Annotated in this window: 23 protein-coding genes and 1 tRNA gene; 16 read left to right on the top strand and 8 right to left on the bottom strand. The window is 44.5% G+C overall.

Annotation, left to right across the window (positions count from 1 at the left end; all coding sequences use genetic code 11):
• Window positions 1-6: 6 nt before the first annotated feature.
• From AC59GT_RS04410 to AC59GT_RS04390, 5 genes are all read right to left on the bottom strand, one after another.
• Window positions 7-711, bottom strand: coding sequence for an SDR family NAD(P)-dependent oxidoreductase (locus tag AC59GT_RS04410; RefSeq protein WP_497236501.1), 705 nt, complete (start codon window positions 709-711; stop codon window positions 7-9).
• A gap of 35 nt (window positions 712-746) precedes the next feature.
• Complete coding sequence (locus AC59GT_RS04405) at window positions 747-2,525, bottom strand: aromatic amino acid hydroxylase (RefSeq protein WP_497236500.1); 1,779 nt, start codon at window positions 2,523-2,525, stop codon at window positions 747-749.
• Between the two features lie 91 nt (window positions 2,526-2,616).
• The gene (locus AC59GT_RS04400) at window positions 2,617-3,573 is read right to left on the bottom strand and encodes a lysylphosphatidylglycerol synthase transmembrane domain-containing protein (RefSeq protein ID WP_497236499.1); all 957 of its coding nucleotides are present in this window, start codon (window positions 3,571-3,573) and stop codon (window positions 2,617-2,619) included.
• A 45-nt stretch (window positions 3,574-3,618) separates the two neighbouring features.
• Window positions 3,619-4,578 carry a hypothetical protein gene (locus AC59GT_RS04395; protein ID WP_497236498.1) on the bottom strand — a complete coding sequence of 320 codons (960 nt, stop codon included), beginning with the start codon at window positions 4,576-4,578 and terminating at the stop codon, window positions 3,619-3,621.
• Window positions 4,578-6,029 (bottom strand): MBOAT family O-acyltransferase, encoded by a 1,452-nt coding sequence (locus AC59GT_RS04390; RefSeq protein WP_497236497.1) that lies wholly within the window; start codon window positions 6,027-6,029, stop codon window positions 4,578-4,580. Before AC59GT_RS04390 ends, AC59GT_RS04395 begins: the two co-directional genes overlap by 1 nt.
• A gap of 126 nt (window positions 6,030-6,155) precedes the next feature.
• On the opposite strand from AC59GT_RS04390, the gene AC59GT_RS04385 reads away from it, so the two are divergent.
• The 7 genes from AC59GT_RS04385 to AC59GT_RS04355 all read left to right on the top strand — a co-directional run bounded on the left by AC59GT_RS04385 (window position 6,156) and on the right by AC59GT_RS04355 (window position 12,272).
• Complete coding sequence (locus AC59GT_RS04385) at window positions 6,156-7,025, top strand: carbon-nitrogen hydrolase (RefSeq protein ID WP_497236496.1); 870 nt, start codon at window positions 6,156-6,158, stop codon at window positions 7,023-7,025.
• A 108-nt stretch (window positions 7,026-7,133) separates the two neighbouring features.
• Window positions 7,134-8,192 (top strand): agmatine deiminase family protein, encoded by a 1,059-nt coding sequence (locus tag AC59GT_RS04380; RefSeq protein WP_497236495.1) that lies wholly within the window; start codon window positions 7,134-7,136, stop codon window positions 8,190-8,192.
• Between the two features lie 174 nt (window positions 8,193-8,366).
• Window positions 8,367-9,203 carry a LiaF transmembrane domain-containing protein gene (locus AC59GT_RS04375; protein WP_497236494.1) on the top strand — a complete coding sequence of 279 codons (837 nt, stop codon included), beginning with the start codon at window positions 8,367-8,369 and terminating at the stop codon, window positions 9,201-9,203.
• A gap of 39 nt (window positions 9,204-9,242) precedes the next feature.
• Window positions 9,243-9,578, top strand: a complete 336-nt coding sequence (locus AC59GT_RS04370) for a DUF4288 domain-containing protein (protein WP_497236493.1) — start codon at window positions 9,243-9,245, stop codon at window positions 9,576-9,578.
• A gap of 18 nt (window positions 9,579-9,596) precedes the next feature.
• Window positions 9,597-10,631, top strand: a complete 1,035-nt coding sequence (locus AC59GT_RS04365; RefSeq protein ID WP_497236492.1) for a sensor histidine kinase — start codon at window positions 9,597-9,599, stop codon at window positions 10,629-10,631.
• Window positions 10,628-11,377 carry a LytR/AlgR family response regulator transcription factor gene (locus AC59GT_RS04360; RefSeq protein ID WP_497236491.1) on the top strand — a complete coding sequence of 250 codons (750 nt, stop codon included), beginning with the start codon at window positions 10,628-10,630 and terminating at the stop codon, window positions 11,375-11,377. The genes AC59GT_RS04365 and AC59GT_RS04360 overlap by 4 nt, the downstream gene beginning before the upstream one ends.
• 193 nt (window positions 11,378-11,570) lie before the next feature.
• The gene (locus AC59GT_RS04355) at window positions 11,571-12,272 is read left to right on the top strand and encodes a L,D-transpeptidase family protein (RefSeq protein WP_497236490.1); all 702 of its coding nucleotides are present in this window, start codon (window positions 11,571-11,573) and stop codon (window positions 12,270-12,272) included.
• A 224-nt stretch (window positions 12,273-12,496) separates the two neighbouring features.
• Here AC59GT_RS04355 and AC59GT_RS04350 read toward each other — a convergent pair whose 3' ends face one another.
• Window positions 12,497-13,492 carry a fumarylacetoacetate hydrolase family protein gene (locus AC59GT_RS04350; RefSeq protein ID WP_497236489.1) on the bottom strand — a complete coding sequence of 332 codons (996 nt, stop codon included), beginning with the start codon at window positions 13,490-13,492 and terminating at the stop codon, window positions 12,497-12,499.
• Window positions 13,493-13,837: 345 nt separating this feature from the next.
• Between AC59GT_RS04350 and AC59GT_RS04345 the strand changes: the two genes are divergently transcribed.
• From AC59GT_RS04345 to AC59GT_RS04330, 4 genes are all read left to right on the top strand, one after another.
• Window positions 13,838-14,995 carry a homogentisate 1,2-dioxygenase gene (locus AC59GT_RS04345; RefSeq protein WP_497236488.1) on the top strand — a complete coding sequence of 386 codons (1,158 nt, stop codon included), beginning with the start codon at window positions 13,838-13,840 and terminating at the stop codon, window positions 14,993-14,995.
• A 316-nt stretch (window positions 14,996-15,311) separates the two neighbouring features.
• On the top strand, window positions 15,312-16,436 hold the full coding sequence (hppD, locus tag AC59GT_RS04340; RefSeq protein ID WP_497236487.1) for a 4-hydroxyphenylpyruvate dioxygenase: 1,125 nt from the start codon (window positions 15,312-15,314) through the stop codon (window positions 16,434-16,436).
• Window positions 16,437-16,761: 325 nt separating this feature from the next.
• Entirely contained in the window at window positions 16,762-17,256 is a 495-nt protein-coding gene (locus tag AC59GT_RS04335; protein WP_497236486.1) for a TspO/MBR family protein, read from the top strand.
• Window positions 17,257-17,292: 36 nt separating this feature from the next.
• Window positions 17,293-17,832, top strand: coding sequence for a hypothetical protein (locus tag AC59GT_RS04330; RefSeq protein WP_497236485.1), 540 nt, complete (start codon window positions 17,293-17,295; stop codon window positions 17,830-17,832).
• Window positions 17,833-17,848: 16 nt separating this feature from the next.
• On the opposite strand, the gene tamL is transcribed toward AC59GT_RS04330, so the two are convergent.
• Entirely contained in the window at window positions 17,849-20,155 is a 2,307-nt protein-coding gene (gene tamL / locus AC59GT_RS04325; protein WP_497236484.1) for a translocation and assembly module lipoprotein TamL, read from the bottom strand.
• Between the two features lie 44 nt (window positions 20,156-20,199).
• Here tamL and AC59GT_RS04320 point away from each other — a divergent pair, with 44 nt between their 5' ends.
• From AC59GT_RS04320 to AC59GT_RS04310, 3 genes are all read left to right on the top strand, one after another.
• The gene (locus AC59GT_RS04320) at window positions 20,200-20,949 is read left to right on the top strand and encodes a TrmH family RNA methyltransferase (RefSeq protein WP_497236483.1); all 750 of its coding nucleotides are present in this window, start codon (window positions 20,200-20,202) and stop codon (window positions 20,947-20,949) included.
• Between the two features lie 48 nt (window positions 20,950-20,997).
• Window positions 20,998-21,068 (top strand) — tRNA-Cys (locus AC59GT_RS04315).
• 29 nt (window positions 21,069-21,097) lie between these two features.
• Window positions 21,098-21,277, top strand: a complete 180-nt coding sequence (locus AC59GT_RS04310; RefSeq protein WP_117384131.1) for a spore protein — start codon at window positions 21,098-21,100, stop codon at window positions 21,275-21,277.
• A gap of 146 nt (window positions 21,278-21,423) precedes the next feature.
• Here AC59GT_RS04310 and AC59GT_RS04305 read toward each other — a convergent pair whose 3' ends face one another.
• The gene (locus tag AC59GT_RS04305) at window positions 21,424-22,464 is read right to left on the bottom strand and encodes a quinone-dependent dihydroorotate dehydrogenase (protein ID WP_497236482.1); all 1,041 of its coding nucleotides are present in this window, start codon (window positions 22,462-22,464) and stop codon (window positions 21,424-21,426) included.
• 83 nt (window positions 22,465-22,547) lie between these two features.
• Here AC59GT_RS04305 and AC59GT_RS04300 point away from each other — a divergent pair, with 83 nt between their 5' ends.
• Window positions 22,548-23,312 carry an SGNH/GDSL hydrolase family protein gene (locus AC59GT_RS04300; protein WP_497236481.1) on the top strand — a complete coding sequence of 255 codons (765 nt, stop codon included), beginning with the start codon at window positions 22,548-22,550 and terminating at the stop codon, window positions 23,310-23,312.
• Between the two features lie 65 nt (window positions 23,313-23,377).
• Entirely contained in the window at window positions 23,378-24,583 is a 1,206-nt protein-coding gene (locus tag AC59GT_RS04295; RefSeq protein ID WP_497236480.1) for a redoxin family protein, read from the top strand.
• Window positions 24,584-24,627 lie beyond the last annotated feature (44 nt).

The raw sequence follows: 24,627 nt of genomic DNA, 5'->3' as shown, positions 1-24,627 counted from the left end.
GTACTATCACGGGGTACCTAAAGCGACAGGCAGTATTTTCCCATTGAAAAAGCGTTGGCCCGTAAGCGCGAAATCGGCAATGTATTTACCCATTTCGAAAGCCATTACCGGCGACTCGTAACCCGGGAAAGCCTGCTCGAGCATTTCCGTTTGAGCTGAACCAAGCGCCAGGCAGTTCACCTTAATACCCTGGTCTGCTAACTCAAGCGCCAAACATTCGGTTAAGGTATGCAACGCGGCTTTACTGGCCGAGTAAGCAGCAAGCCCGGCGAACTTTGCGCTTCCCTGGAAACCGCCCATGCTGCCTATGTTCAAAATATGCGACCCATTTACCATCTGCGGCAATAAGCTTTGTATAATACGCACGTGGCCCAGATAGTTGCTTTGCAGCATTTCTACAAAGTCCATCTCCAGCAACTCGGCAAAAGGTTTATTGATGAGTACTCCCGCATTGTTGATGAGCGCATCAACACGCCCATCTAGGTTAGATGTGATGAACTGTATAAGGCCAGCGTAATCGTCATGCACAATGTCAAATGCTATTGCATACAATTCACAGTCGGGGTTCAGCCCTTTTGCAATCTCCAGCAAGCGCTCCAGCTTGTCCTGCGAACGGGCAAGCGCTATAACCTTGTGTTTGCCGGAGAGTACAAGCTCCAACACTGCTTCAAAACCAACACCACTGCTGGCACCTGTTATAATAATGTTCATCAGACTTAGTTCAAGACGAAAATATAATTTGTCAATCAAACCACCAACTTCTCTTCCACCGGATGTTTAATAAGGTATAACCCATCGGTGATCAGCTTTTTGTATTCCGGCTCGTTGGCTGCCTTATTTTCAAGAAACTGCCGGATTTCTGCTGCCAGCGCCGGTTCAACATCCTCATGATCTAAAAGCTCCAGTATTTCCAAAGCGCACAGCCAATCGTCGTGATGGTTCTTTTGCAACATGCGCCAAACATTACCCAGGTAACCCAGATCGCCACCCTTGTGCCTGCGGTTACGCACCTGCTGATAAAGGTTGTGCAACTCAATAGTACGTTGGTCATACATTGGATGGTGCGTGCTGGTGGCTGATTTGTAAACCACTTCCAGGAAAGCGTCTTTATCGGCAGCGCCGCAAAATACTGAGGTAATTTTATCGCCAACGGCCATATCATATATTCCCCATGATGGATCAAATAGTACATTACCAACGCTGTCTGTCACCGTACAATCGGTAAAGCTGATCAAGACAGTTTTTTGTTTTTCTGACAATATATCCTTTACGTTGCCTGTTACCGTAATACCGCTTTCAAATAACAATTGCGTTGATTCGCCTTTAATTAGCCCAAGCTTTTGAAGTTCTTCCCCACTTAAATCTTCTAAAGGCTTTTTATAACCTTTTAGCTTGCCTACAGGAGAACTAAAGCCATCCTTATGATAGCTTTTTCCATGGCCTTTTAGTTGTTTATTGTTTACTGACAATGCCGACGGACCAGCCGTCTTTGCAAAAAACACATCTCCGCTCCCATTCTCTTTAAACTCTTGGAAAGTTCCTGAAACCTGCAGGCCAGAGCTGTACACTGCCGTACAGGTATTCTTACTTTCAACCGCTTTGCTAAGCCCGTATGCACCACCGCGACGAAACGACATGGTATCGGCAAAGGTTTCCAGCACATCTATCAGGTTTTGAAAGGTTGGTGTTACAAAAAGCTGTGGCTGAGGTTTGGTGATGTCGTAAGCGTATTTTACCGCGTCGATAGTATAAGGGATCTTTTTCACTTCGGCCATCATGCAACTGGCACTTTCCCCTATGGATGACAGTAACCCTGCCCCGTATATCTTAGGATCATTCAGAGTACCTATTAAGCCGTACTCCACCGTCCACCAGTGCAACCGGCTCAGCAGCGCCATCTCAGATGGCTGGCCCATGTTTTCCTGCTGCCAGGCAACCCGCTCTTCCGCCCTTTTAAGTTCTTCGGCATCAGCATCAGGCATTTCTTTTAATATCGACAGTGCACGGATAGCTTCGTAAAGCTCAAAATCCTGCGCGCTAAACATCGCTTTTGCACCTATTGATCCAAAATAGCTCAGATACTCGTGGTAATCTTTATCGGCAATAATTGGCGCATGGCCTGCAGATTCATGAATGATGTCCGGCGCTGGGGTATACTCTATGTGATGAAGCTGTCTTATATCTGCCGCTATAACCAACACCCGGTAAGCCTGATACTCCATAAACGCAGCCGGGGGAATAAAACCATCTACTGTTACTGCACCCCAGCCTATTTTGCTTAAGGCGTTGTTCATTTCCTGCAGATCCGGGATCTTTTCTATGGTAAGCCCGGCTTTCTGCAAACCGGGAATGTATGGGTAATAAGCAACATCTTTTAAATAGCTGTAGTTCTGACGCATTACATAACGCCATACGGCGTGATCTACAGGCGTATAATGCTCATAATGCTGATCTACAATAAACTGCTTTAAATGCGCCGGAAGCGCTGCTACCTGCGGATTACCAAAATCGTTAAACCGGCTCATAAAAGAGGTATTAATTGGTGTTTAATAGAAAAACAACAAATAACCGATTATGATTTGATAGAATAAACTTTTAGAATATTATTCTATTTTCTTAATCCCCAACGGAATTAAATTCTGATTTTGGCAAACCCTCTTCAAGCCGGCTTGGCCTGATAACATAATAAACACCAAAAACAGCAACAATAATAGAAATAAGATAAAATGCCATAGGCAGGAACACTGCCAGGTCCATATCCATCGGGAAAACATGGCTAAGCTGTGCGAAAACAGTCTCTCGGATGCCGGCGCCGCCGACGCTTATAGGAATGATAGTGGCAAGCGCTGAGATAAGGAAAGACAATAAATAAGGCGAAAACTTACCGGTAAAACCCTGGCCAAAAAGGATGCATATAATTGCAATAACCTGTAGCGATTGTACACCTATAGCTTTTAAATGCCCTTCAAAAAAGTAGTGCGTATACTCCCTAAAAAATTTATAAGCAACAAAATAATATATAGCAGAAGCTGCAACAAAAATCCCTAACGGTATGCCTATATGGATGTCTATCTGCGGTATTAAAAAAATAAGTGCTACAGTAATAAGCCCTATTGCCCATAAGCCGCTTAACCTATCAAACATTATAGCCCAAAAAACTTTTTTCGCGGGCAATTTATAGGTTTTGTTGAGCAAATATATCTTGTAGCCGTCGCCGCCGATGCCGCCGGGCAGCAGGAAGTTGTAAAACAATCCCAACAGATAGAGCCTGAAATTAAACCGGGGATCAAGGTTGAGCTTAATAGATTTGAAGTAGCTGGAAAGCCGCCACGAAGAGATTACCATAGATGCAAAAAAGCTTACCAAGGCAGCAAGCATCCACCAATAATTGGCATGGAACAGGCGATATTTTACTTGCTTCAGCGGAACCTTACTGAACACATAATACAACAATACGGAAGTAACAGCAAATTTAAGTACCACTTTGGTCACGCTCCAGGCAGTGTCTTTCCAGGTTTTTGGTTGCAGCGCTTTCTCTGTTTCCTCAACCTCTGTTTCAGCTAGATCTTTCATGCGGCGCAAAGGTAATCATTAACGGCATCTACCGCAATGTGCTGTTTAATGTATGCTTTTCAATAAGCTATCTTGCTTAAGATCGTGCGCTAACTTTTTTGAAAAAAGCTGTGAACCGCGCAAATTCAGATGTTCGGCGTTGTAAAAATATTGCTTGTCAAAACTAATTTCATCAGCCGAGTAATCGTATAACGGTATATTATATTTAGCGCTAAAGCGCTTTATTAACTTAAACAACTCCGGCCTGTTAGCCAGATAGCGCTGTCCGCTAATGTATTCGGGAGTATAAACAAATATAACCTTGATACCATTCCGTTTACATTCCTGCAGGTACCTGTCAAACAAGTTTATGGCTTGTTTATCAAACTTAATATTGTACGTGCCTTTTATTGAGCCACCCTCGGCAAAGGCATCAACATATTCTGCTTCTATTCCCTGGTATCCGTTAATGCGGTCGGCTTTATTTGGGTACTTACCCGTTGATAAAGAAACAGCCAGGTGAATAGGAGCTGTTTTACCGTAGTAGCGTGCAAGCGGCAAATAATAATCAGCCTTGGTATAGCCCGCATAATTCATTGTGTGCTTAGCAACCAAGGTGTCCCATAACATAAAAGGCAGGAACTGATCCGGATCAAATAGATCGTCTCGCTTTTGAAAAGTCATAAAGTCGAGCGAGTGTATGATCACTTTAGGTTTCTTATTATATTTAAGCAAAAGGCGGTGGCGCAAGTATTGAATGTCGATTGGATAAGCGTTCAGACCGAAATTGTATGCCGATTGGTGCAATGAATCAGAAAGAATTGCAGGATCAATATGTACGAACGCGCGTGATGCACCGTATATCCAAACATTAGCGTTAATCCTACCCGCATATATTTCCTGCCATACCTGGCTTTCTCCTCTTTTAAGTTTGCGTAAGTTGGTTGATAAATAGATATCTACGGCGTAACACAGTAAAACAATGGGAGCTATAAACAACAAAAACTTTAATAGAAACCTCTTCATTAGAATTGAAAATAGATAAAGTTCTGCGCTAAGCCGGCAAACAGAAAGATAAGCACCAACGACCCATAATAAAAAGCCCATCGCACCGGTGCCGACCACCTGGGCACAAGTTTAGAAAGTGCATGTTCACCATCTTTACCTAGCCATTCCATTACAAGCAGGTAGCCGATGAATATAAAAGTATGCTGAACCAGGTTCATCTTATCGAATACGGGCGACGCAAACATACTTGCTGAGAATAACGACCGGTAAATGTCTCCAGCCTGCGCTACCGACTCACTACGAAAAAGCACAAAGCTTAGCATGACCAGGATAAAGGTTCCTGACATCGAAACAAACTCTTTAAACGTTGGCAGTAGCCTGCCTTTTGTAAGCTTTTTCTTTTTGTTAAAGCTACCCTTTAAGATAAGCGGGATGTAAAAGCACCCGTGTAAAAACCCGAACAGTACAAAGGTCCAGTTTGGGCCGTGCCAAATACCTATTAAGGTAAAGTTGATGAGTATGGCCAGGATAACGCCGGCTTTATCATAATCGCGCAGCCAGATGTTCAGTGGTGTAAAAACATATTCGGTAAGCCAGGTAGTGAGGGAGATGTGCCACTTCCTCCAAAATTCACCAATGTTCTGCGAAAAGAAAGGATAATCGAAATTACGGGTAATATTTATACCAAGCAGTTTAGCCAAGCCCATAGCCATATCTGAATAACCCGAAAAATCAGCATAGATCTGGATGGTATACAGGAATAAACTGATGATTATAGAACTTGCAGGTAGCGTATGGTACTTTGCAAAAACGCTGTCGGTAATCAGCGCGCAGTTATCCGCCACTACGGTCTTTTTAAACAATCCCCATAGTATCTGCCGCAAGCCATCTGTTGCCAACCCTGCGTCAAACACACGCTTCTTTTGTAATTGAGGTAACAAAAATCCGGCTTTATCTATCGGGCCAGACACCAGGCTAGGAAAAAAAGCGGCGAATGTAAAAAATGAAAGCCAATCTGTAGTAGGCTGTATTTTACGCTTATTTACATCAAAAAGATAACTTAATAACCGGAAGGTGTAAAAACTGATACCCAGTGGAAGGATGATATTAAGCGTATGCGTACTCCACTTAGAGTTAAAACCAGAAAATAAACTAGAAAACGAGCCAACAAAGAAGTTAGCATACTTAAAATACGCCAGCAAGCCTATAGAAGCAATAATGCCTAGATCAACAAGCAAGCGTCGCCTTTTTGGATCTTCTGTATTGCCGACGTAATAGCCAAGTGTATAATGCAACGCCGTAGAAAATATTAGCAGCCATAGTAACCGCCAGTCCCAATAACAATAGAACGCGTAGCTGGCCGTTAACAACACAACATTCTGCAAGCGGCCGCTTGTTTTAAATACAAACCAATAGAGCGTAAAAACAATAATAAAAAACGCCGCGAAGGCTTGTGAATTAAAAAGCATGTCTGCTGTAATTATACAAAGTTTTTAGCCGGGCAAATATGCCTTTGTTCATCTAAATAACATATCTTAAATGAGTGCCCCTAATCTCTGAAAATAACGGTATTTTTGCGGCAAATTTCTTAAACTATGGGAAAGGTAAAAGTAGGATTAGTGCAGATGAGTTGCACAGCAAACAAGCAGGAGAACCTGGACAAGGCTATTGCAAAGGTGCGTGAAGCTGCTGCACAAGGCGCGCAGATAGTTTGCCTGCAGGAGCTTTTTACGTCGTTATACTTTTGCGATGTAGAAGATTATAATAACTTTAAACTGGCTGAGCCTATTCCTGGCCCGTCGACCGACGCCTTGTCTGCCGTTGCTGCGGAATTGGGCGTGGTGATCATTGGTTCGCTGTTCGAGAAACGTGCTCAGGGTGTATATCATAACACCACCGCTGTACTTGACGCTGACGGTACCTACCTTGGCAAATACCGCAAGATGCACATCCCGGACGATCCTGGCTTTTACGAAAAATTCTACTTTACTCCCGGCGACCTTGGCTACAAGGTGTTTAAAACCAAATTTGCCACTATAGGTGTGCTTATTTGCTGGGACCAATGGTACCCGGAAGCTGCGCGTATTACTGCATTAATGGGTGCTGAAATATTGTTCTACCCTACAGCTATCGGCTGGGCATCCAGCCAGGACGATATTACCAATACCGAGCAATATAACGCATGGCAAACCATCCAGCGTTCGCATGCTGTTGCAAATGGCGTACACGTAGTAAGTGTGAACCGTTCAGGTGAAGAAGCAGGGCTGCACTTCTGGGGTGGATCGTTCGTTTCCAACCCGTTTGGTACGGTAATGTACCAGGCACCGCATCATGAAGAAGACATAAAGGTATTGGAACTGGATACTGATAAAAGCGATTACTACCGCAGTCACTGGCCGTTCCTTCGCGATCGTCGTATTGATTCTTATCAACCGATTACGAAACGACTACTCGACAACGACTAATTACCCTACGCGTCATTGCGAGGTACGAAGCAATCTCCCTCTAGAATACTGAAGAGCGTGATCTTGAGATTGCTTCGTACCTCGCAATGACGCATTTATATACCGTTCATGACTAACACTTCATCAAACATAAGCATGCCCGCTACTGACAGTCTTCACTTTCCTGCCGAATGGGCTCCACATACGGCTACCTGGCTTAGCTGGCCGCATAAAGAAGCATCATGGCCGGGCAAACTGGGCATGATCTACGGTAAGTATGCCGAATTTATCAAAGTGCTTACCGAAGGTGAGATCGTGCGAATTAACGTGATTGATGAGCAAATGGCCGCCTTTGCCAAACAGCAATTGCAGCTTGTCGGCGCAGACTTAAACAAAGTAGAGTTCTTTGAATTTCCTACCAATGATGCCTGGTGCCGCGATCACGGGCCTGCATTCCTGGTAAATTACGAAACTAAAGAAAAAGCCATAGTTGACTGGGGATACAATGCCTGGGGTGACAAGTATCCTCCGTATGATCTGGATGATGTGATCCCTACCCGTATAGCGCACCACTTTAACCTACCGGTATATAACCCGGGTATTGTTATGGAAGGCGGATCTGTCGACTTTAATGGAGCTGGAACCGTGCTTACTACAACGGCCTGCCTGCTTAACCCTAACCGCAACCCGCATCTTAACCAGGAGCAAATAGAAGGCTACCTGCGTAACTATTACGGCGTGGAGCAAGTACTTTGGCTGGGCGACGGCATCATCGGTGACGATACCGACGGCCATATAGACGATATTACCCGCTTTGTGAACCAGGACACTGTAGTTACTGTTGTGGAAGAGAATAAAAACGACGAAAACTATCACATACTGCAGGAAAACCTGCAAACGCTAAAGACAATGCGCTTGCTTAACGGCAAACAGCTAAATATTGTCGAGCTGCCAATGCCTGATCCTGTTATATACGATGACCAGCGTTTACCGGCATCATACGCCAACTTCTACATTGGCAATGCTGCGGTTGTTGTGCCTACCTACCGTTCTAAAAACGACGACAAAGCGCTGGACATCATCCAAAGCTGCTTTCCGGATAGGAAAGTTGTGGGGATTGACTCAACAGATATTATCTGGGGTTTGGGTAGCTTTCACTGCCTTAGCCAGCAGGAACCAGCGGTGTAAACCAGCTTCAAATTCCTCTTATAAATGGCGGCTGTTGCAAATGCAATAGCCGCCTTGTTTTTTCACCGACGTTTTCTCCCCCCTTACCGACTTCTTTAATTACATTGCCAGTAATCCGTTTGAGGATGCGTTAACTTACAATAGATTTGGTTAACAATAAAATTTACAAACATCATGTCCAACAATATAGATATCAAACCTAACAAAGCCAATGGCAAAGTTATGTTCGGAGCAATACTGCTCCTCGTAGGCGGCTTCCTTCTGCTTAAACAATTAGGCCTGTTCTTCCTGCCCGATTCATTAGATCTTTGGCCGCTGTGGCTTATATTCTGGGGCTTGGTAATTGGCGCCCGCAATAATTGGCAAAAAACATCATGGCTGGTATTAACTGGCTTGGGTACTATCTTCCTGTTAACCGAGAACCTGCACAACTCAAGCGGCGTTGTTTGGCCTTTAGCTTTCATCGGCCTGGGTATATGGATCATCATGAGGAAAAAGCATGATCACACCATTGTTAAAGATGCAGATTACTGGGACCGCAAGTACCGCACCGGCCCTTACGCTGAGAAACCGCTTGCTGATTTCGGCGACGCTACAACTGCAGAAGGCCCTGCGGCAGATGTTCCGCCGGTAGAGCCTGTAACAGGCGGCAGTGTGCCCCCACCATCATACGACGACGTACTGGATGCTACAGCCATATTTGGCGGGGTGAACAAAACCATATTCTCTAAGAACTTCCGCGGAGGTGATATCACCAACATCTTCGGTGGCAGCGAACTGGACTTTACCCATGCCGACATCAACGGCATGGTGTACATAGACATCACTCAGGTATTCGGTGGTACCAAGATCATCGTTCCGGCTAACTGGCAGGTAGTGTCAGACATCTCGGCCATCTTCGCCGGTACAGACGACAAACGCATTAAAAGCATGCGCCCTATCAATGCCGATAAGGTATTGGTGTTAAAAGGTGTATCGCTATTTGCAGGTGTAGAAATACGCAGTTATTAACTAAGCATAAACTATCAGTCACATAAAATTCTCGCTATTATGAATTGGTACGTAGCAAAATTAGTTTTCAGGGTGATAAGCGGCAGCGGTAACCACAACGCGCAGTTTGACGAGCAGTTGCGCCTGATAAATGCCGACACCGAATACCAGGCGTTTGAAAAAGCCAGCAACATTGGCCATGCCAATGAGGACAGCTTCCTGAACGCCCAAAAACAAACCGTGACGTGGCAGTTTATTGATGTTGCCGAACTCAACGCTATTGGTACACCAACAGATGGCGCCGAACTATACTACAATATACACGAAACACCCGACCCTGAACTGTACATTGCCTGGGCACACCATAAGTCGGCTTTGCTGGGCGTAAAAAATTAATACTTTAGTAAATACGTTTTGGCATCTACACAGCTATCACCAGGAAAACTATTCGGAGCGTTCGCCATCAGCGGGATTGTTTGGGCAGCCCTGCAAGCCTACATTCTGCATAGTTTTGGCTTTTTCTGGGTGGTTTCGGCCGCAGATGCCGGCCTTAGCGCTGTGCTGCTGTCTGTGGCTTGCTGGTTGATAAACAACAACCTGCGCTACTACCAGCCGGATAAGGGCAGCTACATTTACCTGCTGGTTTGGTGCGGTGCTCTCGCGTTTGGCTGTGCTACAGGCTGCCGTTATATTTTGCCGCTGTTTAACTTTGGCGGCGTTTATGATAATTTTTTGAAGCAGTCGCTGGTGATCCGTGTGTTTACTGATTTCCTGGCAATTGGCTGGATGGCCATGATCAGCGCGCTGTTCTACTCCCAACTCGACCAGAAAAGAACCGAGCAGCGCAAAACCGAAGCCGAAAAGCTTGCCCGCGATGCCGAATTGTATAATTTGCGCCAGCAACTGCAACCCCACTTTTTATTCAATAGTCTTAACTCCATTAACGCGCTTATCGGCTTTAAGCCCGAACTTGCCCGTAAAATGGTTCAGCAACTGTCAGACTTTCTTCGCGGTACCTTAAAGAAAGACGATAACCTGCTGGTGCCTTTGAGCGACGAACTTGCACACCTTAACTTATACCTTGACATTGAAAAGGTAAGGTTTGGCCACCGCCTGCAAACAGAGATCAGCTGCGACGGCAACTGCGAAGCTGCCCTGCTACCCTCCTTATTATTGCAGCCGCTGGTAGAGAACGCCATTAAGTTTGGCTTGTATGACACAACCGGTGAGGTAACCATTAGCCTGCGTGCCGAAATGGAAGATCAGTATCTGATGATCATGATACAAAACCCTTACGATGCCAAAACATCAAGGCCGCGCAAAGGCACCGGATTCGGCCTTAGCGGGGTGCAGAGGCGATTATATTTGATATTTGCGCGTAACGATTTGATGGAAACACACGCGAATGATGATATATTTACAACCATAATAAAAATACCGCAGCAATGACACGCGTTTTGATCATAGATGATGAGCCTCTGGCCCGGATGGTTGTACTGGAATACCTGCAGGACTTTAAAGATAAGATAGAAGTATTACAGGAATGCGGCGACGGCTTTGAAGGCCTAAAAGCTATACAGCAGCTACAGCCCGATCTCATCTTCCTGGACGTGCAGATGCCCAAAATAAATGGTTTTGAGATGCTGGAGCTGGTAGAGAACCCACCGGCAGTAATATTTGCCACAGCTTTTGATGAATACGCCATTAAAGCTTTTGAGGCACATGCGGTAGACTACCTGTTAAAGCCTTTCAGCAAGGAACGTTTTAACAAAGCCATAGAAAAGTTCCTGTCACAGGTAGCGGCAACACCGGGCGTTGTAAAACCAACGGCAAGCCTGCTTGAAGAAGCGGGTCAATCCCCTGCGCAGAACGAGCGTATTGTTGTAAAAACCGGCACCAAAGTGAAAATTATAGCCGTGCAGGATGTAGAGTACCTGCAGGCCGACGACGACTATGTAAGCGTAATAACAGCCGAGGGCGCCTTTCTTAAGAACAAAACCATGGCGTTTTTCGAAAAGACGCTCGACCCAAGGCAGTTTGTTCGTGTGCACCGCTCCTACATTATCGCTATACAGCAAATCACCCGTTTAGACCCTTACGAGAAAGACAGCCACCTGGCTATTCTTAAATCGGGCGCTAAGATCCCGGTGAGTAAAACGGGCTATGTTAAGCTGAAGCAGGTATTGGGAATATAGTTTTATGATCCGTGCCATTGTTGGTGTTGTCACCAACAATCTTCCGCAATGGATTGACACTAGCATCCCTGCATAAACACCAAGCCCGTTAAAGTTCACCCATATTGTAATTTTATTAAACGCAACTTTTGCAAAATAAAATTTGGATTAAAGCTTTCTGTGTAACTATCTTTATAGTTATAATGAAAGCCCGATGATTAAGCATTTAATCCTGTTTCTGTTTATAGTTGCTACCCCATTTTTTGAAAACATCCCTGATAGTAAACGCGCCAGCGATGCACGTGCTGCGGTGTGGCCCCGGCTGCAAAATCAGCTTAAGCTGCAAGGGTTCAACAGCAAGTACCGCGTTTACGTCCGCATTATTAAACAAATAGATTTATTGGAAGTATGGGTGAAGAAAGGCGACAAGTACGAGATGTTTAAACGCTACGATATTTGCTATTACTCCGGCGGACTGGGTACTAAAACAAAGGATAGGGATGGCAAAAGCCCCGAAGGGTTTTACACCATTAGTAAAAAGCAACTTAACCCTGTTAGTAACTACCACTTGTCCATTAATATTGGTTACCCAAATAAACTGGAACAGCAAAAAGGATATACCGGCAATGCTATTATGGTGCATGGCAGCTGCGCATCAATTGGCTGCTACGCCATGACCAACCCCTACATAGAGGAGATTTATACAATGGTTTACAAAGCACTGGAAGCCGGGCAGGACAAAGTACGGCTGGACATATTTCCTTTCAGAATGGACGAACAGCATATGAAATCCTTTGCTACGTCGCCCAATATACCTTTTTGGAAGACGATGAAACCCGGTTATGAAGCATTCGAAAAGAACCATATTTCACCGGAGTTTGATGTAGTGAACAAAGAATATAAATTTAAGAATTAGGAAGAGCTTATTACCTATAGCTGGTTTGTTGGTGACAACACCAACAAAGGCGGTAGAAATTCGTCATCCCGAACTCGTTTAGAAAACCCATCTAGTAAGCATTAGCCAGGCATATGAGATGCTGAAACAGCATGACGGTCGTGTCAAATATATCATCCCAAACTTTCGTTCTGCCATTGTTGGTGTTGTCACCAACAATTTAACTAGTAGCGGCAAATTATAGTTTAGTTCCGCAAAGCCAATATGGAGTAATCACTATTGCTTTTCGTTATCATATTGCCTAGTACGCCCAAACCGGTTACCTCCATTTCTACCAAATCGCCGGGTTGTAGCCATTGTGGCTGATAGTTGGGGTCGTTAAGCTTGCCTGTGCCATTCAGTTCCAAAAAGCAGCCGGTGCCTACCGTGCCAGATCCTATTACATCGCCGGGCAACACATCGCACCCGTAAGCGCAACGTTCAATTATTTCGGCAAAGGTCCAGTTCATATCAGCCATGCTCCCGCGGCTTACTTCTTTACCATTTACATGGCAAAGCATTTGCAAGTTGTAGGCATTGCCGGTATGGCCGGCAGGTGCGTCAATCTTGTAGGGCTCCAGTTCGTCCGGTGTTACCAGCCATGGCCCTATTACTGTTGCGAAATCCTTGCCTTTTGCGGGGCCAAGGTTCAGCTTCATTTCGTCCATCTGCAGCCTGCGCGCACTCATATCATTCATGATCATAAACCCGGCTATGTAGCTATCGGCATCTGCGGCCTTAATATTCCGCCCTTTTTTGTTGAGCACCACGGCAACTTCCAGTTCAAAATCAAGCTGCTCAAAGTGATCAGGCATACACTCCACCTCGCCCGGCCCTTGTACGCTGTTGTGATTGGTAAAATAAAAAACCGGGAACTGGTCAAACTCGGGTGCCATCTCCACGCCACGGTTACGGCGGGCAGTTTCTACATGCTGGCGAAAGGCGTAAGCATCCCTGCAGGAGGTTGGGTGCGGCACAGGTGCCAGCAATTCATAAAAAAGCTCCTCTTTTGCCTGCATCTTACCGGACCGTATATCCTCATTCACCCGTTTAGCATGTTCCATTAGTTCATCCCCACCCCACAAAAACTCACTCATACTATCCGGAACTAGTTTATCGCAGGAGTTAAGATTATAGATGTGCCCGTTGATGTACACACCTAAATGCTCTCGGTCTTCAGTTTTGTAGGATACCAGTTTCATAGATGAATTATTTAAGTTGCTTGCGTGTAATTCAAACATAAACATTTTACACTTGTTCAGGTAAATATTATGCTTGCATACTATTGTTATTCAGCATAGATTTGTTAAACCAATTATGAGCATCCGTAAAGAATTCTATTTCTCGCTTGGCCTTACGTCAATGAGTAATGCTTCATCGTTCCGCAATGCGGTGCTTGCCAAAATAGTGCTGGCACAGTATTAAGCTGCACGTCTTAAAGCGTTGCTAAGGCGGTGCGCCTAACGCTATTCCCCTGATTGTTTTTGCCGGGCTGCAGCAGATAATGCAGCAAACATTTTAGTCTTTTTATTTAAAATACAAGAGCTATGCCTATTTACCACAGCTTAGGTACTATTCCGCACAAACGGCATACCCAGTTTCGTAAGCCCGATGGCACGCTGTACGCCGAAGAACTGGTATCTACCGAAGGTTTCTCCAGCCTGTACTCGCTGGTGTACCACGCCTATCCGCCTACTATTGTAAAAGCGTTGGGCGAGCCGTACTCGGTAGAGCCAAAAATAGCACGCGAAAAGCACCTTAAACATACCAGCCTTATAGGCTTTAATATTGCACCGGCAGACGACTATCTGCAAAGCCGCAAACCCGTTTTAGTGAACAGCGATCTGCATATATCCCTTGCAGCGCCCCGCCAAAGCATGACGGACTACTTCTACAAGAACAGCCAGGCAGATGAGATAATATTCATCCACGTAGGATCGGGCACGTTAAAAACGGGCTTTGGTAAAATAAGGTTCCAGTATGGCGACTACCTGGTGGTGCCGCGCGGCACTATCTATCAGCTGGAATTTGACACGCCGGATAACCGCCTGTTCATAGTAGAAAGTTTTAGCCCTATACGTTCGCCCAAACGATATCGCAACCAGTATGGGCAGCTAATGGAGCACTCGCCTTACTGCGAGCGCGATATAAAACGGCCGACCGATCTGGAAACCCGCGACGAAAAGGGAGATTTTAAGATCCTGATAAAAAAGCAGGGGCTTATTTACCCGTATGTATACGGTACTCATCCGTTCGACTTTATAGGCTGGGACGGCTTTCATTACCCCTGGGCTTTTTCCATACATGATTTTGAGCCGATAACCGGCCGCGTTCACCAACCGCCGCCGGTACACCAAACTTTCGAAGGAAACAATTTTGTGATCTGCTCCTTTGTACCCCGCAAGTTCGATTACCATCCGTTATCTATACCGGCGCCTTACAACCATAGTAACGTAGACAGCGATGAGGTGCTATATTATGTTGATGGCGACTTTATGAGCCGCAAAAGCGTGGTTAAAGGCCAGATAACGCTGCACCCGGGCGGCATACCACACGGGCCTGCTCCGGGCTCTGTAGAGAAATCTATCGGCAAGGAATTCACCGACGAACTTGCCGTGATGATAGACCCCTTCCGCCCCCTGATGTTGACGGAAGACGCAATAAACATAGAGGACAACAATTATTATAAAAGCTGGATGGTTTAGGAGGAGAGAGTCAGGAATCAAGAAAGCAAGAGTCAGGAATCAGGAACCAAGAATCAAGACGAAAATGTCAGTCTGAGCTTGTCGAAGACTTAAAGTTGTGCTATCTCAAAACGGACATGTCAGTCTGAGCCTGTCGAAGACTTTAGAAGTGTGCTATAAAGACAAACATGTCAGTCTGAGCTTGTTGAAGACTTAGAAGCGTGCTACTAAGACAAACATGTCAGTCTGAGCTTGTCGAAGACCTTAAAATCCTGCTTACTAACTCAATGCTTCGACAAGCTCAGCATAACATATTGAAGCATATAACCCTAATAAAATGGAAACACTAACATTAGATAAAAAAGAAATAACAAGCGATTTTCTGCCACTTAACGGTACAGATTACGTAGAGTTTTACGTAGGCAACGCCAAGCAGGCGGCACACTATTACAAAACCGCGTTTGGTTACCAGGACCTTGCTTACGCAGGTCCGGAGACCGGCGTACGCGACCGTGCATCATATGTGCTGCAGCAGGGTAAGATACGCCTGGTGCTTACCACCCCGCTCCACTCGGACCATCCGATAGCCGACCACATTAAGAAACATGGCGATGGTGTGAAAGTACTTGCACTTTGGGTTGACGATGCGTTCGACGCCTTTCATCAGACCACCTCGCGCGGTGCCGAACCTTACCAGCACCCGCAGATAATACACGATGAGTATGGCGAAGTACGCACCAGCGGTATAAAACTTTACGGCGAAACGGTGCACCTGTTTATCGAACGTAAGAACTACAGCGGTGCATTTTTGCCCGGCTACAAGGAGCTAAAAACGAGCTATCATCCAACAGATACCGGCCTGCTTTATGTAGACCACTGCGTGGGCAACGTGGGATGGCATAAAATGAACCAATGGGTAAACTTCTACGAGGACATTATGGGTTTCCGTAACATCCTTACGTTTGATGATAAGACCATCTCTACCGAGTACTCTGCCCTGATGAGCAAGGTAATGAGCAATGGCAACGGGTATGTAAAGTTCCCGATAAACGAACCTGCGGAGGGTAAAAAGAAATCGCAGATAGAGGAATACCTGGAGTTTTACGAAGGCGAGGGTGTACAGCACCTGGCGCTGGCCACGCACGACATTGTTAAGACGGTGACTGATCTGCAGAGCCGCGGAGTTGAGTTCCTGACCGTGCCTACCACGTATTACGACGATCTGCTGGACCGCGTTGGCCACATAGATGAGGACCTGGAGCCGCTTAAGAAATTAGGCATACTGGTAGACCGCGACGAAGAAGGCTACCTGTTACAGATATTTACCAAACCCGTAGAAGACAGGCCAACACTTTTCTTCGAAATTATACAACGTAAGGGTGCCCGTTCATTTGGAGCAGGCAACTTCAAAGCCTTGTTCGAGGCGATAGAAAGAGAGCAGGAGATGAGGGGAAATCTCTAAGCACTCGTCTGTCAAAACCGGACAATTTGAACAGGCTGCTCCCCAAAGGACAGCCTGTTTCTTTTGGCATATTCAGCCAAACAACTATTTTCATTACTTCCAAAAAAACTTTTATTTTGTTGTTTTTTTAGTGTGGTTTTTGAAGATTGCTGCACAGATTTTCTGTCAAAAACAGCCTTTTTGATGCGATTAGCATAAGTTTATGACCAATTGCCGGGTTTAGGTGCAAGGGTGTTCAATAACGTTCGGGTCAAAAAAAGCTGAACACTTTTGAACACTTTAGCGCCTTGTAAACACTTTTACTATGCAACTGTTGTGAGGTGATATGAGCAACAAAGCTAACAGCAGATTTCAGCTTTTCCCTTACCTGGTGAGCCTTGCAATAACACTTGGTATAGGCATAGTAGCGTCCCTATTCACCAGGCCGGAGATCAAGGGCTGGTATGTAACGCTGGGCAAACCCGGCTTTACACCACCAAACTGGCTGTTCCCAGTAGCCTGGACAATACTGTACATACTTATTGCAACTGCCGCTTACCTGGTATGGAAAAGGCGCGATGCATCAAGTACTTACCGTACCGCAGCTGTGATATACACCGTACAGCTGGCACTTAACTTTTCATGGTCGTTAGTGTTCTTTGGCATGCACGAGATAGTAGGCGGCCTGGTAATAATCGCTTTATTGCTGATATTCATACTATTAAACACAACATGGTTTGCTAAGTTTAGCAAAACAGCTGCATGGCTGCTTGTACCTTATTTATTGTGGGTATGCTACGCAACCTTGTTAAACGCCAGCATACTAACGCTCAACAAGTGATTTAAAAATATTACTTTTATTGCACGCTCTTGTAATATGAAAAAACTGATACTTACCTGCTGCATTTGTTTATTCAGCATTGTTGCTGCGCTGGCAGATACTATTGCTATAAATCACTTTGTGGTTAAAGAGAACCCTTTTGCTAAGGACGAAATAGCCTTTGTTGCTGTAGATACTGCCACAAATATTCAGGAGAATGTTAATGGGGTTTTTAGCTTTACCATTAACGGCTTTGTTGAGCAGCTTAAGTTTGATAAAGGCACGGCGTTTTATCGCCACAAGCTGGAGAAATCAAGCTTTATTTACGCCCGCCACCAAAATGACAACGGCACCCACTCAATGCTCTACTATGTTTACCGCCACGACAGCAAGCTTACTCCTGTAAAAATAAGCTGGTTGGTATTAATAGGAATACCAGTAGGGTTGGTATTAATAGGCTATCTGTTCAAGCGGTTTATTATTATCGCTGTAATCATATTCCTGATCTTCCTGTACTTTAACTATCACAATAGCCTCCACCTTGGAACATACTTCCAAAGCATTATTGACGGTTTAAAAGGGATGTTTAGCAGTTAATTACCCGATTGTCGAACTAAAACGGCAGTCCTATGCCGAAATTAAGTTGCATGAAGTTGTAGCCCTCGCCGTTAGTTTGCTGATACGTTTTCTTGAAGTCGCCAGCCTTAAATAGCTCATTAGCATGCTTAATTAGCACCCATTGATCAGATCCGCGGAACTGCGGGTCCTTGAACTTGAACGCTGCATCTAACCGGAATATAAAGAAGCTAAGATCGAACCTTAATCCTGTACCAATACCAATAGCGGTTGATTGGAAAATGTTGTTGAATCTAAATTCGCCGTTAGGGTTTTCTTCTTCTTTATGCAGCCTCCAAACGTTTCCGGCATCCATAAATAAAGCTCCTTTTAGCTTTGTTCCGAAAAAGTTATCCAGCAATTTGTAGCGATATTCGGCATTAGCAATAATCTTTATTTCTCCAAACTGGTCGAGGTATTTTAGTCGCGTACGTGTGGTATCAGCGGCTCCGCCTACCCCATAGCTGGCGCGGTTAAACTGCCCAGGACCGAGCGTACGCGGCAACCATGCTCTAATATCATTAGCTCCGCCTGTATAAAAGTTCTTTTCAAAGATCAGTTGTTTACTGTTGCCGTATGGTACACCTATCCCAGGGTTTAACCTAAATACAAACTGGCGTTCGCCGCCCAGGCTTTTGTAAATGCGGAGATCTACCTCTGTTTTGATGTATTGCGAAAACGCATAGCCAAACATGGTACGCTGGCCCAGAGTATCCCGAGGTGTATTTAAAATTTTGCTAAGCAAATTGAGCGTGCCGCCACCCAAATCTAAACTTCCACGGAAATACAAGAAGTTCTCATAGCTGTTAAGCTTGATTGTGTTATACTGATAAGTATACTGGCTACCGGATGTAAAAGTGGTGCGACCAATAAGATAAACATATGAGTATCTATTTTGCCTCAACAACTCAGATTTTGCAACAGGGTCTATGCTACCGCTGGAGAATTCAATATTAATTGGAGTAATAGAATGTTGCTTTTTAGGCGTATCAAAAAAGTCGTAAGTAATCGAATTTATCCAGCTGTTACGCTTCACCAAGCCCTTTTGATAGAACAAGGAATAGTTAGTAGAGAATGTAGTATGGGGTACGGCAAATTTGGCCAGGTTCGGGAACTTAAACGGGGAAACAATCCTTGGGTAGCTCAAACTAACACCTGCCTTAAACTCCTGGTTTTGTATGCCTTGGTTATCACCGGCACTTCTGCCGCTGTCAAATAATACGCTCCAGTTAAGTTTTACCTGTAAAGCTGCTGCTTGCTTAAATAAGTTACGGTTGATAAAGGTATTACCAAGGTTGTAGCCGTATCGCCCGCCGCTGAACAGAAACTCCGCTTCTACACGGTCGCTCATCTTTTTTAGCGGTACAATGTTCAGCCTGGTGTCCAGGCGATTGGTGCTGTCAGGCAGTTTTTCGTAAGTAGGACTGGGCACATTCCTGAAAACATTAAGTTCCGACAGCCTTGTTGTGGTAAGTGTTTGCATGTCGATGTCAAACAACTTCCCTTTGAGCTGAAATATATAATCGGTAACGGTTTTCGGCTTGAATCTCCCGGAGTAGTCCACAAACCTAAATTGGGAATCCACCTGTATGGTATCAGCCTTCCCGTTTGTACGCCCGTTGCTACGTGCAATTGTAATAAGTGTATTGTTAATGGTATAGGTAGGATGTGCGGCCTTCCCTTCCGGATTATCTATAATCATTACCAGGTCTACAATGCTCTTACGGAAACTTGAGTCAGGCGTGTAGTTAATATACTGCCGATAAAAATCAAAGTATCCATTACGCTTCATCACCTGGAAGAACTGGTCACGGTCATACGCCAGGCTATCAGTGTCAAACCTGCTTCCGGCTTTCACATGCGAATAAGCACCTTTTGTGTTCCGGTATAGCTCACGAACTTTCGGATCTGCTATACTATCCTTATAGTTACGGATATGGAACAGCGGCCCTTCCGTAGCCGTAAATACCAGTTCGGCCTTTTGCCTTTTGATAATTATGGAGTCGGCAACTTTTGCCTGTAAATATCCCTTGTTTTGCAAAAAACGTTGCATCTGCACTCGGGAAAACTCAACCAGGTTACTATCTAAAATTGCGGGTGCCTCTCCTATGTTGCGCTTACCTTTCTTGCTAAAAGTGTAATAAAATTGGAGGTTAAGCCAGTTATTGGGCTGCTGTTCCTTGTCTACGTAGTTAAACGCTTCCTCTTTAAACTGGTAGTCTATACCGTTTAACGTAACCTTCCTAACAATAGATTGATTAGGTTTAATGCCACGGGTAACGCTACAACTTGAGATTATACCCACAAGAATACTTAATATTGCAACGCGGCAGCTTATGGATGATAAATATGCTTTCAAAATCTCAGATCAGTTTAGTAACGTCGTTACAACATAAAAAGTTTCGCAGGGAGCAGGGATTGTTTCTGGTGGAGGGCTACAAATCAATAATTGAATTTGCCGGCTCACCCTACCAAATCCACACTATCTACCATACGCCCGATGTTGGCCCAAAATTGCTCAATTTATCCCAAAATATAAACTTTCAGGAAATTTCAATAAACGAGCTGCAAAAAATAAGTGCACTGAAAACTCCTGCGGATGCACTTGCTACTGTTTATATGCCGCAAGATACAGATTTACATCAGGCTGATTTAAAAAACAAATTCACGCTTGTACTTGATGGCGTACAGGATCCGGGCAACATGGGCACCATTATTCGCACGGCGGATTGGTTCGGAATAAGTAGATTAATTTGCAGTGAAGATACGGTAGATGTTTATAACCCTAAGGTGGTACAAGCTACTATGGGTTCGCTTGCCAGGATGACGGTTAACTATACTGATCTAAGCACAATATTAACCAATAGCTTATTACCAGTCTATGGTGCATTATTGAACGGACAGAATATTTACCAGACGGATTTTGGCAGCGAAGGATTGATTGTAATGGGCAACGAAGGCAACGGTATACGGCCGGAGATTGAAAAACTAATCACCAAAGCGGTGACGATACCAAGGTTGGGTGGTGCCGAATCGCTTAACGTGGCAATAGCCTCCGCAATATTCTGTTCGGAAACAGCAGGAAAACTATCGAAATAAAAAATTGATTGGCAAATAATAATTACTATTTTTGCATTCCAAAAAAATGGTCGAATGGCCGAGTGGCTAGGCAGAGGTCTGCAAAACCTCCTACAGCGGTTCGAATCCGCTTTCGACCTCAGGGATAAAATTTTTAATATAAAAGACAATGGGCGTTACTCGTTTAAAAAGAAAAGATAGAAGGAATAAAACTTTCTCACGTTTAGAAGTTCAGTTTTTGAAATTAGCTACTAACATAGAGTTGGGCAGCCGTTCTGCTGAGAAAAAAGGCAACCAGATTGCCAAAAATAACGAAGCTTTAGCTAAAGCTGCTGCAGCTAACAACTAATATCCGTTTTACAATATTTCCAACGAAGGTGTTTCGCAAAGCGGGACGCCTTTTTTTGTTTGATCTGATTTGTACAACCTAACTTACATAACATGTGCTAACTACCTCTTACAGCCTGGCTTGGGTGTTCAAACGCTAGTTTAGGACTATTTGGCTTTCAGCAATGCTTTCAATATGCGTTTAATCAACCCCGGCCCTTCATAAATAAACCCGGTGTACAATTGCACTAATGATGCCCCTGCATTTAATTTCTCAATCGCATCCTCGGGTGAGTGAATGCCGCCTACTCCAATAATAGGAAACGCCCCGCCTGAAACTTTGTGCAGGTACGCAATTACTTCCGTAGACCGTTGGGTGAGCGGCTTACCGCTGAGGCCGCCGGTTTCATCTTTGTGGAGAGAAGTTAACCCTTCCCGTCTTATGGTGGTGTTGGTGGCAATTATACCAGCTATGCCGGTTTGTTTCACTATGTCGGCAATATCATCCAGTTGCGAATCGGTAAGGTCGGGAGCTATTTTCAGGAGGATGGGCCGGCTTATGCCATTTCTATTGTTTTTCTCCTGAAGGGTGTTGAGGATATGCATCAGCGGCTCTTTTTCCTGCAATTCGCGCAAGCCTGGGGTATTAGGCGAGCTTACGTTCACTACAAAGTAATCTACAACATCAAAAAGCCGGTCAAAGCATTTAATGTAATCGCGTACCGCATCTTCATTAGGTGTAACTTTGTTTTTGCCAATGTTACCACCAACTATCAAAGGTTGTTCCGTAGGTTTAAGGCTATTGCGATAAGCTGCAATACGTTGTGCTGCTACATCTACACCATGGTTGTTAAAGCCCATCCTGTTTATCAAAGCGGCATCGGTAGGCAAGCGAAACATGCGTGGTTTAGAATTGCCAGGCTGAGGAAGAGGTGTCACCGTACCAACCTCTATAAAGCCAAAACCCAGTGATCCCATTTCGGCTATCATTTCGGCATTCTTATCAAAACCTGCGGCTAACCCAACCGGGTTCTTAAATTTTAATCCGATGACCTCGCGCTCCAACCGAGCATCTTCAACGCTCCAAATACCTTTGCTAAGCGCTGTGCCACCGAGCATTTTGTTAAAGCGCTTTAAATTTCGAGTAACAAAATAATGAATGTTCTCCGGATCAAATTGAAACAATAACGGCTTTAGCAACTGGTACATGCCGCGAAATTACCGTTTTAATTTAAAGCTTTACATCGCTAAAAGAATATTGTATTTTGGGCTGCCAATACATCTTTAGCCAAATGAAAAACTTTATAGAGAACTCCCGCCGGAAATTTTTAAAGAACGCCACGTTAGGCACCATAGCCACGCTTACTATTCCGCAGATTGTAAGTGCTGCTACCGCTGCTGCGTCAATAAACAAAATTAAGATCAACGATAATGATGTTATTCTCTTCCAGGGAGATTCCATTACTGATTGGGGCCGGGACCACAACGCAACAGAACCAAATACCACTGGCATGCTGGGTACCAGTTATGCACTGCACGCTGCCGGCGAGTTGTTGCTGAAACACCCTCAAAAAAACCTTAAATTTTACAACCGCGGCGTAAGTGGCAATAAAGTGTTCCAAATGGCCGAGCGTTGGGAGGCCGAAGCACTCAACTTTAAGCCCAATATTGTGAGCATTCACATTGGGGTGAACGATTTTTGGCATACACTTACCAGCGGTTACAAAGGTACCATTGATACTTATGTTACCGACTATAAGGCACTGCTTGACCGTACACAAAAAGCTTTACCGGGTGTAAAATTCATCATAGGTGAACCTTTTGCCATAAAAGGGACCAAGTTTGTTGACGATAAATGGTACCCAACATTCGATCTTTTTCGCAAAGCTGCCAAAGACATTGCAGATCAGTACAATGCAGCGTTTGTTCCTCAGCAAGCCATTATAGATAAGGCACTGCAAAGCGCACCGGCATCTTACTGGAGCTTAGATGGTGTACACCCTAGCGTGGCCGGCAGCAGGCTGATGGCGCAGGGCTGGCTGGAAGCAGTGAAGTAAATACTTACTACAGCAAGTTGAACCCGGTACACGGTATTGTAATGCTATAATTTAGTTTGAAATAAATGAAAAAGGTCTTGTTGCTGCTATCATTAGTTTGCGTCACTTGCGGTGCTGTTGCGCAGGAACACTTTTCATTATCGGGTAAATTTGTAAACGTTCCTGCAAACGCGAATGTTGCCATAGCTTATACCTTACCAAATGGTAACCGCAAGGTTGATTCATGCATGTTGAACAATGGAGACTTCAATTTTTCAGGAATCTTTTCAGGCACCCAAATGATCTACATGACGACTTACACCGGCAAGTTTGAAATGGCAGGAGATGACCAGCCTAATGTAGTTAACATTTTTGTCGACCCGGGAAAAGTTGTGGTAGATGGCGACTTTAGAAACTTGAAAGGATTAACAGTAAACGGCTCGCACTCTCAAAAAGAATTTGAGTTGTTGGACGCCCGTTACAAAGCGATTCAAACCCGAGCTCAACCCGCTTTAGATGCGTACCGCAAATTGAATGAAGCTTATACATTTGCGAAAAAAGATAGTACACAGAAAAAGCTTCAAGACTCGCTGCAAAGCCAAATGCATTCAATTGAAAGTCAGTTTCAGCAGTTTAGCGATGAATTTACCAAAACAGGTATAAGTTTCATTAAAAACAATCCTAATTCATACATCAGTGCATTTCAACTTCTTGTTTATTCATCAAGATTACCTATTGATACCATCAAAAACTACTACGGGCACTTCACATCTCAAATAAAGAACAGCACTTACGGCAAAGAAATAAGAAAAAATATTGATGCTGCCGAAGCTTCGACAATAGGGAAACCAGCCTTTGCATTTGCAACAGTTGACATTAACGGAAAATCAATTGCACTAGCAGACTTTAAGAACAAATATGTATTGCTTGACTTTTGGGCTAGCTGGTGTGTTCCCTGCCGTGAAAGCACGCCACATCTTTTAGAAACTTATAAAAAATACCATAGCAAAGGTATGGAGGTGATTGCTATTGCTGATGATGACCGCACTCGTGGTGCCTGGAAGAAAGCCGTAGCCGCTGATGGCACTTTTGTATGGCACAATGTACTGCGCGGCATGGTAGTTACCAAAAAAGGAATGGATGTAACCAATTCAATTAGCGACAAGTATGGCGTTCAGGTTTTACCGACTAAGGTGCTTATTAATCCCGACGGAATAATAATTGGCAGATACCGCGGCGTTGAAGATGCTGCAGCGCTGGATAAAAAACTAGAAGAAGTACTGGGGAATTAATTAAGACAATTGAGCCGTAGGATTATTAAGCTTCTGTCACGGCA

The sequence above is a fragment of the Mucilaginibacter sp. 320_HR genome (genome assembly GCF_059691875.1).
Note: the sequence above shows the minus strand (reverse complement) of the source record. Positions and strands in the feature narration are given on the sequence as shown.